This is a genomic window from bacterium (assembly GCA_026129405.1).
GTDB lineage: Bacteria > Desulfobacterota > Binatia > DP-6 > DP-6 > JAHCID01.
The window spans coordinates 1,741,517-1,753,534 of sequence record JAHCID010000001.1 but is presented as its reverse complement, the minus strand read 5'-3'; the positions used below and the strand labels follow the sequence as shown (position 1 = coordinate 1,753,534).

12 protein-coding genes and 1 pseudogene are annotated in these 12,018 nt (G+C 75.0%); 4 read left to right on the top strand and 9 right to left on the bottom strand.

All coding sequences use genetic code 11. The features are described 5' to 3' along the window. Positions 1-35: 35 nt before the first annotated feature. The gene (locus KIT14_07950; protein ID MCW5890470.1) at positions 36-899 is read left to right on the top strand and encodes a PhzF family phenazine biosynthesis protein; all 864 of its coding nucleotides are present in this window, start codon (positions 36-38) and stop codon (positions 897-899) included. A 279-nt stretch (positions 900-1,178) separates the two neighbouring features. Here the strand turns inward: KIT14_07950 and KIT14_07945 are convergent, their stop codons facing one another. Continuing rightward, positions 1,179-1,400, bottom strand: coding sequence for a hypothetical protein (locus KIT14_07945; protein ID MCW5890469.1), 222 nt, complete (start codon positions 1,398-1,400; stop codon positions 1,179-1,181). A 186-nt stretch (positions 1,401-1,586) separates the two neighbouring features. Between KIT14_07945 and KIT14_07940 the strand changes: the two genes are divergently transcribed. Further along, entirely contained in the window at positions 1,587-2,243 is a 657-nt protein-coding gene (locus KIT14_07940; GenBank protein MCW5890468.1) for a TetR/AcrR family transcriptional regulator, read from the top strand. Beyond that, entirely contained in the window at positions 2,243-3,316 is a 1,074-nt protein-coding gene (locus tag KIT14_07935; protein ID MCW5890467.1) for a ferritin-like domain-containing protein, read from the top strand. Before KIT14_07940 ends, KIT14_07935 begins: the two co-directional genes overlap by 1 nt. 145 nt (positions 3,317-3,461) lie before the next feature. On the opposite strand, the gene KIT14_07930 is transcribed toward KIT14_07935, so the two are convergent. The 3 genes from KIT14_07930 to KIT14_07920 form a co-directional block, all read right to left on the bottom strand. After that, entirely contained in the window at positions 3,462-4,391 is a 930-nt protein-coding gene (locus KIT14_07930; GenBank protein ID MCW5890466.1) for a rhomboid family intramembrane serine protease, read from the bottom strand. Beyond that, the gene (locus KIT14_07925) at positions 4,346-4,636 is read right to left on the bottom strand and encodes a hypothetical protein (GenBank protein ID MCW5890465.1); all 291 of its coding nucleotides are present in this window, start codon (positions 4,634-4,636) and stop codon (positions 4,346-4,348) included. Before KIT14_07925 ends, KIT14_07930 begins: the two co-directional genes overlap by 46 nt. Positions 4,637-4,699: 63 nt before the next feature. Further along, positions 4,700-5,983 (bottom strand): alpha/beta hydrolase, encoded by a 1,284-nt coding sequence (locus tag KIT14_07920; GenBank protein ID MCW5890464.1) that lies wholly within the window; start codon positions 5,981-5,983, stop codon positions 4,700-4,702. A gap of 98 nt (positions 5,984-6,081) precedes the next feature. Between KIT14_07920 and KIT14_07915 the strand changes: the two genes are divergently transcribed. After that, positions 6,082-7,230, top strand: coding sequence for a hypothetical protein (locus KIT14_07915; protein MCW5890463.1), 1,149 nt, complete (start codon positions 6,082-6,084; stop codon positions 7,228-7,230). A 7-nt stretch (positions 7,231-7,237) separates the two neighbouring features. On the opposite strand, the gene KIT14_07910 is transcribed toward KIT14_07915, so the two are convergent. The 5 genes and pseudogenes from KIT14_07910 to KIT14_07890 all read right to left on the bottom strand — a co-directional run bounded on the left by KIT14_07910 (position 7,238) and on the right by KIT14_07890 (position 11,934). Continuing rightward, positions 7,238-7,999: a hypothetical protein gene (locus tag KIT14_07910; protein MCW5890462.1), complete on the bottom strand. Its 762-nt coding sequence runs from the start codon at positions 7,997-7,999 to the stop codon at positions 7,238-7,240. 90 nt (positions 8,000-8,089) lie between these two features. Beyond that, the gene (locus KIT14_07905) at positions 8,090-8,560 is read right to left on the bottom strand and encodes a peroxiredoxin (protein MCW5890461.1); all 471 of its coding nucleotides are present in this window, start codon (positions 8,558-8,560) and stop codon (positions 8,090-8,092) included. Between the two features lie 49 nt (positions 8,561-8,609). After that, on the bottom strand, positions 8,610-9,011 hold the full coding sequence (locus tag KIT14_07900) for a hypothetical protein (GenBank protein ID MCW5890460.1): 402 nt from the start codon (positions 9,009-9,011) through the stop codon (positions 8,610-8,612). Further along, positions 8,951-9,721, bottom strand: coding sequence for a hypothetical protein (locus tag KIT14_07895; protein ID MCW5890459.1), 771 nt, complete (start codon positions 9,719-9,721; stop codon positions 8,951-8,953). The genes KIT14_07900 and KIT14_07895 overlap by 61 nt, the downstream gene beginning before the upstream one ends. Positions 9,722-9,751: 30 nt before the next feature. Further along, positions 9,752-11,934: pseudogene (locus tag KIT14_07890) on the bottom strand (FdhF/YdeP family oxidoreductase). Between the last annotated feature and the right edge of the window lie 84 nt (positions 11,935-12,018).

Genomic DNA, 12,018 nt, shown 5'->3' with positions numbered 1-12,018 from the left:
CGACGCAGGCGCCCACCTCGATTACGACGGGCCGCATGCGCGAGCGCCGGTACGTCGTCGTGGACGTCTTCACCTCCACCCCGCTCCGGGGCAACCCCGTCGCCGTCCTGCTCGACGCCGAGGATATCGACGCCGCCGCCATGCAGCGTCTCGCCGCGTGGACGAACCTCTCCGAGACGGTCTGCGTGCTGCCGCCGACGACGCCCGAGGCGAGCTACCGCGTCCGCATCTTCACGCCGCGCGAGGAGCTGCCGTTCGCGGGCCATCCGGCGCTCGGGACCGCGCACGCCGTCATCGAGGCCGGGCTCGTTCCGCGCAGCCCCACGCTGCGCCAGGAATGCGGCGCCGGCGTCCTCGGCTTGCGCCTCGAGGACGAACGCTTCTGGGTGCGGACGCCTCCGGCGCAGGTGCTGAGCGACGATCCCGAGACGCTGCGCGTGGTCGAGGAGATGCTGGGCGCGCCGCTGCTGCGCGCCGCCGGCGCCCGCATCGTCGACCTCGGACCGACGTGGCTCGTCGTCCAGGTGGACGAGGTCGCGGCGCTGCGGGCAGCGCGGCCCGACCTCCTCGGCATCGAGGGCCTGTCGCGTGACCTCGGGCTCACCGGCGTGACCGCCTTCGCGGTCGACCCGCAGGCCGACCCCCGCGTCGTCGTGCGCTCGTTCGCGCCCGCGAGCGGCGTTCCGGAGGATCCCGTCTGCGGCAGCGGCAACGCCTCGGTGGCGGCGTTCCTGGCCGCCGCGAAGCGCCTCGATCGTCTCGGCCCGTCGTGGACCGCGAGCCAGGGACGCGAGGTCGGCCGCGACGGCACGGTCGCCGTGCGCGTGTCCGACGACGGGGCGACCATCGAGGTCGGCGGCGCCGCGGTGACCGTCGTCGCCGGCGTCCTGCGGCTCTGAACGCGAACCGCCGGCGGGTACGACGCGGCCGCGCGACGCCGACGCCCCGTGCGCGCGCAGCCGCCGCTGCGACCTCGTCCGGGCGCTCGACCGGCCACCCGTACCCACCGTCGAGCCCGACGAAGCGCCCGCGCATGCGCCGTGCGAGCCGCCCGCCGGCGGCGGGATCGACGAACGCATCCGGCCGGCGAGGACGAGGCCCGGGCGCGGGATCGCGTCGCCGGCGTCGTGCCGCGCCGCACCCACGTGGACGGGCCCTCCGGGCGAGCCCGGCGAACGTCAGTGCACGTGGTGGTTGCGCAGCGCGACCAGCGAGGTCGTGAGCTGCTTCGAGGCGGCGAGCAGCTCGCGCACGGCGGGCGGGAACGGGGGCGCGTCGATCGGCGCGTTCGCGACGCGCGCCTCGAGCTGCTCGGTGAGCGCCAGCGCGAGGTCCCAGCGACGGTCGCGGATCAGTCCGGCGATCTCTTCCACGGCAGCTTCCAGGTCGGCGAGGTCCATGGGCCGACGTCCAGCAACCGGCATGCCCCCGAAAACGCGCGCGGCGCGGTGCTCGGCGGCGGCGCGGCTGCGCGAAGCTCGCAGCGCTGCGGGACGAGAGGCGCGACCGCACGGCGCCCGCCATGCCCGCGTCCCCCATTGACATCCGACCGATCGGTCGGCTAGCTGGAACCGATCGGTTGGTCGATGACACAGCCCGCCCCCAAGCACTCCGCACGCGACAATATCCTCGACTGCGCCGAGACGCTGTTCGCGCGTCGCGGCTTCGCGGGGATCGGGCTGTCCGAGGTGGCCGAGGCGTCCGGTCTCGCGAAGGCGTCGCTCTTCCACCACTTCCGCAGCAAGGCGCAGCTCTACGCCGCCGTCACCTCGCGCATCCTCGCGCGCATCGACGACGCCCTCACCCGCACCCTCGCCGAGGGCGGCACGCCGTCGCAGCGCCTCGAGCGCTGGATCGACCTCATCATCGACGAGCTCGCCGCGCACCCCGCCCACGCTCGCCTGCTGCTCCGCTCGCTCTTCGAAGACGACGAGGTCTCCGGCGAGCTGCCCGAGGAGCAGGAGGCCGACGCGCGCCTGCGCCGCATCATCGGCGCCGGCGGCCGCCTCCTGCGCGAGGGCATGGCCGCCGGCGAGTTCCGTGCCGCCAGCGTCCCGCACACCCTGCAGACGCTGATCGGCGCCATCGTGTACCACTTCGCGTCCGGCGAGTTCGGCGACGAGCTGCTCGGACGTCCCGTCTTCTCCGCCGTCGAGGTCCGCCGGCGGAAGACCGAGCTGAAGACCCTCTTGCGCCACGGCCTCATGACCACGCCCGGCACCACCCGGGGGAGGAAGAATTGATGGAGACGATACTCAAGGAGCACCGCCGCCAGATCGGAAACTTCGAGGTGGTCGACGTCGTCGACGAGCAGCAGATCGCCGGGCTGCGCCGGAAGCTCGACGTCGACGTGCCGCTCGAGCTGCACTGGACGTGGGAGTACGGCAGCGAGGTCGAGGAGCTGCGCGCCCTCTACGAGCGCGGCAAGCGCGGCCAGTGGAACGCGGAAGAGGACATCGACTGGTCGATCCCGATGCCGCGCGACGAGTGGTTCATCCCGCCGATCGGCGCGTCCCTGCTGGCGAGCCTCCTCACCGAGATGGGCCGCGACGAGGCCACCTGCAAGGAAGCGGCGTGGGACGAGTTCTCCCACCTGATCTCGCAGCTGCTCCACGGCGAGCAGGCGGCGCTCCAGCTCTGCGGCCAGCTCGTCAACTGCTGCCCGACCATGGACCAGAAGTGGTACGCCGGCTCGCAGGTCATCGACGAGGTCCGCCACATCGAGGTCTTCTCGAAGTTCCTGCAGCGCAAGATGGGCGTCGTGCATCCCATCGACCCCACCCTGAAGGTGCTGCTCGACAAACTCCTCGAGGCGCCGAACTGGCAGACGAAGACGCTCGGCATGCAGACCCTCTTCGAGGGCATGGCCGTCGGCATCATGGACATGGTCGCCAAGACGAACCTCTCGCCGCTGGTGAAGGACATCATCCACCGCGTGCACGGCGACGAAGCGCGCCACGCGGCGTTCGGCGTCCTCAGCATGCGCCGGCTGGTGAAGGAGTCCGACCCGGAGACGCTCGAGCAGCTCGAGGACTTCGCCTTCAACATCCTCGAGACGCTGAACGCGAACCAGCAGCTCGACATGCTGCACCGCTTCGGCCCGAAGTACGGCATCGACCCCGACGCCGCCGTGCAGATCATGCACGGCATGGATCAGTGGTCGCTCATCAACAGCGAGCCCTACATGCACACGGTGATGCCGAACCTGATGCGCCTCGGGCTCATCACCGAGCGCACCGAGCACAAGTACCGCGAGCGCGGCATGCTGATCGGCGAGCACCTCGCCCAGCGTCAGGCCGCCGCGGCCGGCAACTAGCCGCCCGCCACCGTCACGACCGGCCGGCCCCTCCCCTGCGAGCGGCCGGCCGTCGTGCGTTCGGGCCGCGAACCGACGCGACGGTCCTCGCGGGCGATGCGCAGCGTCTCGGACACGCGCCCCGCGGTCGCCGTCGGCCGGGCCGTCAGGCGTTGCGCAGCGCGAGCAGCCAGGCGCCGGCGACGACGAGCCCGGCCAGTGCGCCGAGGGCACGCTGCGCGGCCGGTCCGGGGGCGCGCCGCAGGCCGAGGCCCGTGATCCCGCCGAGAACGCCGCCGACGAGGAAGCCGAGGAGATGCGCGCCGACGTCGACGCGCGCGTCCTCGGTGGCCCCGAGGAGCGCGAGCAGCGCGAAGCCGGCGGCGAGCGGCACCCAGGCGCGGGCGAACCCCGTGCCGAGACGCCACGAGCGCACGCACGCGAGCCCCGTGACGATGCCGATGCCGCCGAGGACGGCGGTCGACGCCCCGATCGAGACGTGTCCCGGTCCACGCAGGACGGCGTTCAGCCAGTTGCCGCCCGTCCCGGCCGCGACGAGGAGCAGCGCCGTGAGCCCCCCGCCGAGCGTGCGGCAGAGCGCGGCCGCGACCACGCCCCCGCTGACGAGGTTGCTGACGAGATGGGCGGCGTCGGCGTGCAGCGTGAGCGCGGTGACCGCGCGCCACGTCTGGCCGGCGAGGATGCTGCGCGCGTCGGCGGCGCCGGCGTGCAGCGCCCAGACGGCGCCCGGCCCCGCCGTCAGGAGATAGGCGACGGCGAGCGCCGCGACCATGACGAGCGCCCCGCGGATGCTGCCGCCGTCGAGCTCGTCGGACGCGATCCCCGCCCGCCGTCGCTGCCGCTCGGCGTCGGCCTCGGCGACGATCGCCCGGGCCTGCGTCTGGTCGGCGGCCGCCACGCCGATGGCCCACCCGCCCGGGACCGCGACCACCCGGTGCGGGATGCCGGCCGCCGCGAGGGCAAGCGCCCACTCCTCGACGGTCGCGGACTCGGCGTGCGCGCCGGCGACGGCGTCGAGCGGCGCGTCGCTCAGGACCAGGAGCCCAGCGAACCCTGCGTGAGCTGCCCCCCGCACTGCGGGCACGCGAGCCGCTCGGCGATGCCTTCGATCAGCTTCACCGGCCCGTTGCACTCGACGCAGCGGCGGTCGCGGCGATCGGTGCGCGGATCGGAGAGATCGAGCACCCGGATGGCCTTGCACGCCGGGCACAGCGCGAGCCCACCCCAGTAGCGCGCGCGGCCCGCCTTGCCCCAGCCGATCTGCAACGAACCGGTGGCGTAGCGGCAGGTCGGACAACGGTATTCGACGATCGACCCCATACGGCTTTCAGACTCCCCCCCGGCGAACCATCCAGCGTCGCTAGCCTCCGGGGGCGCCCGCTGTCAATCGGCGGCCGCACGGCGGCCGGCCGCAAGCGGCGGGGTCGCAGCCCGCGCGGCCGACACCACCCAGGCGAGAAAGCGCTCGACGCCGTGGACCACGAAGGTCGTCCGCAGCGACGGGAAGATCTCGAAGGCGTGCTGCGCCCCGGGGATCTCGGCGTAGCAGACGCGTCCCGGCGCCGCCGTCTGGAGGGCCTCGGCGAAGGCCCGCGCCTCGCCCACCGGAACCAGCGTGTCGTGGTCGCCGTGGATGACGAAGAACGGCGGGATCTCCGCACCCACGCAGTGGAACGGCGACGCCCGCTCCCAGCGCTCGCGCGCCTCGGCGAAACGACACTTCATCACCTGGCGCTCGAGGAGGCGCAGGAGCCCGCGATTGCGCTGGTACTTCCCGTGGTCGGTGAAGTCGTAGACGCCGTAGAACGCCACGCAGGCCTGGACGCGGGTGTCGGCGGCCTCGAACCCCGGCTGGTAGGCGGGGTCGTTCGGGGTCAACGCCGCCAGCGAGGCCAGATGCCCGCCGGCCGAGCCGCCGGTGATGACGACGCAGTCGGGGTCGGCGCCGTAGCCCACGCCCTCGGAGCGAACCCAGGCGAGCGCGCGCTTCACGTCGATCAGCGGATCGGGGAAGGTCGCCCGCGGGCTCAGCCGGTAGTCGGCGCTGACGCAAACCCAGCCGCGGCGCGCGAGATGCAGCATGAGCGGCAGACCCTGCTCGTTCTTGCTGCCGAGCACCCAGCCGCCGCCGTGGATCTGCAGCAGCGTCGGAGCCCGCATCGGCCGGTCGCGGCGGCGATAGACGTCGAGACGCAGCCGATGTCCGCCCTCTTCGCTGTAGACGACGTTGCGGATGCGCTCGACGTCGCCGCCGCGGCGGATCGGGAACGGCACGACGATCTGTCCCCAATCCACTCCGGGCGCGAAGCGGGCGGCGACGCCCGGATCGATGTCGCTGCGGTACTCGGGACCGAGACCCGCCGAGAGCGCGTCCTCGACGGCGGCCTCCGCCTCCCAGGCGCGCGCGTGCACGCGCCAGAGGAAGCCCCATGACACGAACGTGACGGCGAGCGCGACCTGGCCCGGCCAGGCATCGAGCGCGCCGAGCCACACGAAGACCAGCGTCGCCGCGAGCTGCCACGCGAGGTGATGCAGGGCGAGCTCGGTCGTCAGCCACCCGGCGAAGAAGCTCGCGACCGCCAGCGGGGCCGGACGATACGTCGGCCGGTAGGCGTTCCAGGTGAACCAGGCGCCCACCAGCGCCGCCAGGAGGAACAGCCAGGACATCGCCGCGATCGCTGGCACGCCCCGCCCGCGAGCGTCAAGCGCGGCGCCGCGCGCAATCTCCTTGCGTGCGAGCGCGCGCGGGTGGGAGGGTCCCCGCCGTGCGAACGCCGGGCGTGCTGGCACGAGTCGCCGAGCTGCTGACCGACGCGTGGGGCGGACCCGTGCGGGCGCGCGACGCCGATCTGCTCAAGTCCTGGTCGCGCACCGACGTCCTGCGGCTGCGCCTCGACGCGCCGGCCGGACGTCCGCCCACGGTGATCGTCAAGCGCAGCAAGCACGCCGAGCGCGGCGCCGACGAGCATGCCGCGCTCACGCTCGTCAGCGAAGCCGGGCGGGCCGCAGGCACGGTGCCGCGCGTGCTCGCCGCCGACCCCGCTCTCCGGCTCCTCGTCCTGGAGGACCTCGGGGCCGGCCCCACCGTCGAGCAGCTCCTGCGCGGCCACGACGGTGAGGAGGCCGCCGACGCCGTGATCGGCACCGCGCGGGCGGTGGGGCGCCTGCACGCCGCCACCGCGGACCTCGGCGCGGAGTACGATCGGCGCCGGGACCGCCTCGGACCCCGCACCCCGCCGCTCGTCCAGGCGGTGCGCGACCTCCACGACGACCGCGCGGCGCTGGCCGCGTGGCTCGGCGCGCTCGACGTCCACGAGCCGGCGCACGTCGAGCGCACCCTCACCGAGATGGGCGCGCGGCTCGCCGCGCCGGCGGCCTTCGGCGTCCTCACCCACGGCGACGTCGCGCCCGCGAATGCGGTTCGCGGCTCGGCCGGCGTCCTGCTCGTCGACTTCGAGTACGCCGGCGTCCGGCACGCGCTGACGGACACGCTCTGCTGGACGCTCGCGTGCCCGTTCCCGCTCGAGCTCGCCATGCGCGCGGACGCGGCCTATCGCGCCGAGGCCCGGGCCGCGCTGCCGATGCTCGACGACGACGCCGCGGCCGGCGCCGCCCGCATCCTCGTCGTCGGCGCGCGGGTGCTCGACCTGCTGCGCTGGCTGCCGCCTGCCCTGCTGCTGCGCGACCGCGGCTGGGCGCCGGGGATGTCGGGGCGCCAGGCGGTGCTGTGGCACCTCGAGCGGGCGCTCGCCATCGCCGAGCGCGACGGTGCCGGCGGCCTCGAGCCGCTCGTGCCCACGCTGCGTCTGCTGAGCGTCCGGCTCTCGGCGCGCTGGACGGCCGAGCGCGACACCCTCTTCACCTGGCCGGCGCTGCGTGCCGGCACCGCGGCGCGACGCCGGGCCGTACCCTGAGCCGGGCTCAGCCGCCGAACGCCTGCACCCACCAGAGACGGCCGCGGCCGTCGCGCGCGCAGCCGACGCCGAGGTCGCGGAAGTACGTGCGCAGGACGTTCGCGCGATGGCCGGTGCTGCGCATCCAGCCGCTCATCACGGCGTCGGCCGAGGCGTACCCGGAGGCGATGTTCTCGCCGAGCGCGCCGCCGCCGTAGCCGGCGGCGCGGATCGCCTCGATCCAGCCGTCGTGCGACAGCACGCCCGACGCCGCGAGGTCGCGGCTGCGCCGCGCCGCCGCGGCGCGCAGGCGCGCGTCCATGCGCATCGGCAGGACGCCCGCCGCCGCACGCTCGACGTTCACCAGCAGCAGGACCTCCTCCTCGACCCCGGCCGGGCAGCCGCCGTCGCCGACCGCGCTCGGATCGCCCGGCCCGCGCCCGCCGTCGGCAGCGCCCACGCGGACCGCCGGGCTCCACGCGGAGGCGACGCCGCTCTCGAGCACGCGGGCCCGATACCAGTAGGGGCCCGTGCCGCGCGGCCGGTCGGTCCACGTCTGGCGCTTGCGGGCGCGCCCCACGCGGGCGACGGCGCCGAACTGCCTGCCGTCGTCGCTGCGCTCGACCTCGACCGCCAGCGCGGCCCGCGGCGCCGCGGCCTTGAAGCTCCAGCGCACCCGGACGTTGCCTTTGGCGCCCGCGCTCGCCTGGAGCTGCGGAGGGTCGGCGGCGGCAACCGTCGCCGCACACACCGCCAGAAGAAGGATCGCCGCCGCCCACGTCACCCGCATCGTCCACCTCGCGGCCGGCGTACCGCCGGCTCGCTCCAGGGTGGCCCGACGCGGGCGACGTCTCAAGCAGAAAGTTTACACGCTTTCCTTTCACTCCGCCGTGCGCAGTGCCTTGAGGACCGCTTCCGGGTGCGCTTCGGCCTTCGGCACGCGCGCCCAGTGCTTGCGGACCTTGCCGTCCGGGCCGACCCACACCGTCGAGCGGATCACCCCGGTGGTCTTCTTGCCGTAGAGGACCTTCTCGCCGAAGGCGCCGTACTTCGTCATGACCGTCCGCCTCGGGTCCGAGAGCAGCGGGAACGGCAGCCGGTACTTGGCGCTGAACCTCTGGTGCGACGCCGCGTCGTCGGCCGACACGCCGAGCACCACGGCGCCGAGCTTCTGGAGCTCCTTCCACGCATCGCGGAAGCCGCAGGCCTCCTTCGTGCACCCCGGCGTGTCGTCCTTCGGGTAGAAGTAGACGATCACGTGCTTGCCCGCGAAATCGGACAACGAGACCTTCGTGCCTGCGCCGTCCTCCAGCGTGAACGCGGGAGCCGCCTTACCGACCTCGAGCGCCATCGAACGTCACCTCCTCGGTCGTCCCGGGTCGCACGTCGCTCGTGGGGAATCAAGGTGCAGCGGGCGCGGACGCCGCCGCGCGCAGCCGCCCGAGCCAGCGCCGATCGAGGCGCGCCTTCCACGCGGCCGCGAGCCGCCCGTGCCACCACAGGCCGCCCCACAGCGCCAGCCCGGTGCCGTCGCCGCAGCTCACGATGAGCAGCGTACGGCGCTGGGGCCGGAAGCGGCGCAGGGGACGGCCGTCGAGCGCGGCGGCGAGGTTCGCCGCGAGCACGGGCGCCTGCCGCACGGCGTACACGCCGACGCGCGGCAGCGCGCTGCCGGCGAACGCGATGCAGTCCCCCGCACCGAACACCCGCGCGTCCGCGGGCGCGCGCAGGCAGGCGTCGGTCACCAGCGCGCCGTCCGCGTCGAGCGGGAGGCTCGTGCTGGCGGCGAGCGGTGGCGGCACCAGGCCGGTGGCGAGGACGCAGACGTCGCAGGCGAGCGTGCGGCCGCCCGCCGTGTGCAGCGCACCCGGCTCGACGGCCGCCGCGGCCCGCCGACCCGACCTCGACCCCGGCCCGCGCGGAGGACCGCGGCGAGCGCGCGCGCCGCGCCCTCCGGCAAAGATGCCGGCGCGAGCCGCGCGCTGCGGGCGACGAGCGTGATCGCCGCCCGCCCGCGCCGGCGGGCGAGTTGCCGCGAGGTTCGCCGCGACCCGCAGCCCGCAAGCCCTCCGCCCACGATCGCCACCCGCGGTACCGCCCCGGCCGCGAGCCGGGCCTCGAGCCCGCGCCGCAGACGCCCGAGCATCGCCAGCGGCTTCACGGCCGCGGCGTGCTCGCCCCCCGCGACGGCCGACGCCGGCACGACGCTGCCGACGTCGAGCGAGACCAGGTCGAACGGTAGGGGCGGACCGGCAGCGAGGACGACGCGTCCCGCGGCGCGATCGATCGCCACCGCCTCGCCGCTGACGAGGCGGCCGCCGAGCCGCGCGACGAGCGGCGCGACGTCGACCGCCTCGGCGCCGAGCGGAGCGCCGCCGCCGAGCATCCCCGTCGCGAGCCCGGAGTAGTGGAACGGCCCCGGGGCCACGCAGACGAGCGCGACCTCGCGCCGCGCGAGCACCGGCGCCGCGAGAACGGGCAGGTGCGCATGCCCGGCCCCGAGCAGCACCACGCGCGGCCGCGACGCCGGCACGACGACGTGTCAGGCGCCGAGCGGCCGCAGGCGTACGGCCACCGACTTGAAGACGGGCGTCGCCGACGCCGCGTCGATCGTGCGCGGCACGAGGACGTTGCCCTCGGGATAGTAGACCGCGAGGTTGCCGGGCGGCAGCGGCGCGACGCGCACCAGCGCGTCCATCGCACCGGTCGCGTTCTCGAGCCGTACGCGAGCGTCGCGCGCGAGGCCGAGGCGGCGGGCGTCGGCGGCGTTCATCATGACGACGTCGCGCCGCTCGTTGCCGCGGTAGACGTCGGCGTCCTCGTAGACGACCGTGTTGAACTGCCCCTCCGAGCGCAGGGTCATCAGACGGAACTCGCCGGGGCCGGGCGCGAACGTCGAGGGCGGCGTCGGGACGAAGCGGGCCCGGCCGTCGGGGGTCGCGAACGCCGGCGTGTGGAAGGTGCGGCCGGCGACGGCGAACTCGCGCCGCGTGCGGTCGACCTCGGCGATCGCCTCGTAGCCCGGCACGACGCGCGCGATCGCCGCCCGCAGCGCGGCGTGGTCGCGGAAGGCGCCGAAGTCGACGGGGCCTGCCGGCAGCACGCGCTGCGCGAGCCCCGCCAGGATGTCGACCTCGGAGCGCATCTCGTCGGAGGCCGCGGGTGCGCCGCCGTCGGAGACGCGGACGAAGTTGAACATGCTCTCCTGCGTCGTGCACTGCCGCTCCTCGTCGCGCGCCAGCGCGGGCAGGACGAGCGTCGTGCGGCCGCGGCCGTGGACGTGGCTCTCGTTGAGCTTCGTCGACACGTAGATCGTCGTGCCGATCGCCTGGAGGGCGCGGGCGGTGAACGTGCGGTCGGGCGACGCGGCGAACAGATTGCCGCCGAGGCACAGCGCGACGTCGACGCCGCCCGCCGCCGCCGCCGCTTCGACGCTCGCCAGCGTGTGCATGCCCGGCGTCGCCGGCACGGGCACGCCGTAGAGCTCGGCGAGGCGGCGCGCGAACGCCGTCTTCAGCGCGGGCGCGACGCCGACCGAGCCGACGCCCTGCACGTTCGAGTGGCCGCGGATCGGCAGCAGCCCGGCGCCCGGCCGCCCCACCCAGCCGCGTGCCAGCGCGAGGTTCACGAGCGCGTGCACGTTGTCGACGCCGTGCGCGTGCTGGGTGACGCCCATCGCCCAGGCGACGATGCCGCGCCGGGCGGCGGCGAGGCGCGCGACGGCGGCGGCGATCTTCCGCCGGTGCGACGTCACCGCCGCGGCGGCGAGCGCCGCGGGTCGGCCGCGAGGGCCGCGTCGCGCACCGCGTCCCAGCCGGTGGTGTGCGCCGCCACGAACGCGGCGTCGACGGCGCCGCGGTCGATCACCCCGCGCAGGAGCGCGACCAGCAGCGCCACGTCGGCGCCGACGTGGGGCTGCAGATAGACGTCGCTCACCTCGGAGCCGAACAGCATGCTGCGCCAGTCGGAGGGGACGCGGAAGCGCATCAGCCCGACCTCGCGATACGGGTTGATGACGACGACGCTGCCGCCGCGGCGCCGCAGCGCGACCAGCTGCGTGATCAGGCGCGGATGGTTCGAGGCCGGGTTCGCACCCACGACCAGCGCGAGGTCGGCCTGCTCGAGGTCGTCGAGCGTCACGGTCGCGGTGCCGCTGCCGATGGCGGCGCCGAGCGCCACCGTGGAGGCCTGGTGGCAGTAGTAGGAGCAGTTGTTGACGTTGTTGGTGCCGTAGGCGCGCGCGAAGCACTGGAGCAGGAAGGCCGCCTCGTTGCTGCTGCGGCCCGAGGCGTAGAAGAAGACGCGCGCGGGCGTGGTCGCGCGCAACGCGGCGGCGGCGCGCGCGAGCGCGTCGTCCCAGCCGATGCGGCGGAAGTGGGTGTCGCCGGGCTCGCGGCAGAGCGGGAAGCCGATGCGGCCCGCGGCCTCGAGCTCGCGCGACGACAGGCGCTCGAGCGCCGCCGTGTCGTGCGTGCGGAAGAACGTCTCCGGGATCGGCGGCTGCATGTCCGCCGCCTGCGCCTGGATCGACTTCTTGCAGACCTCCGGGAACGCGCCGTGCTCGTTCACCATGCCGCCGCGCTGGCCGCCCATGCCGACCGCGCAGGTCTTGCAGGCGTTGTGCGCCGTCAGGCGGCGTCCGGTAGCGACCAGTCCGGCGGCCCGGGCCCGGGCCAGCGAGTAGCGCACCGCGGCGAAGCCGCCGCCGGAACGACGCGGACGCATCGGCTCCGCCTAGCGCGCGGCCGCCGCGGCGGTCAACGCGGAGGCGTGCGCGAGTCGAACGCGGATCGCCCGGCCCACGCGACC

Bases quoted from the DNA above. Each gene is read 5' to 3' on its own strand.
- KIT14_07940 (MCW5890468.1), top strand. From the start codon at position 1,587: ATGACACAGCCCGCCCCCAAGCACTCCGCACGCGACAATATCCTCGAC.
- KIT14_07920 (MCW5890464.1), bottom strand. From the start codon at position 5,983: ATGTCCTGGCTGTTCCTCCTGGCGGCGCTGGTGGGCGCCTGGTTCACC.
- KIT14_07945 (MCW5890469.1), bottom strand. From the start codon at position 1,400: ATGGACCTCGCCGACCTGGAAGCTGCCGTGGAAGAGATCGCCGGACTG.
- KIT14_07935 (MCW5890467.1), top strand. From the start codon at position 2,243: ATGGAGACGATACTCAAGGAGCACCGCCGCCAGATCGGAAACTTCGAG.
- KIT14_07950 (MCW5890470.1), top strand. From the start codon at position 36: ATGCGCGAGCGCCGGTACGTCGTCGTGGACGTCTTCACCTCCACCCCG.
- KIT14_07905 (MCW5890461.1), bottom strand. From the start codon at position 8,560: ATGGCGCTCGAGGTCGGTAAGGCGGCTCCCGCGTTCACGCTGGAGGAC.
- KIT14_07910 (MCW5890462.1), bottom strand. From the start codon at position 7,999: ATGCGGGTGACGTGGGCGGCGGCGATCCTTCTTCTGGCGGTGTGTGCG.
- KIT14_07925 (MCW5890465.1), bottom strand. From the start codon at position 4,636: ATGGGGTCGATCGTCGAATACCGTTGTCCGACCTGCCGCTACGCCACC.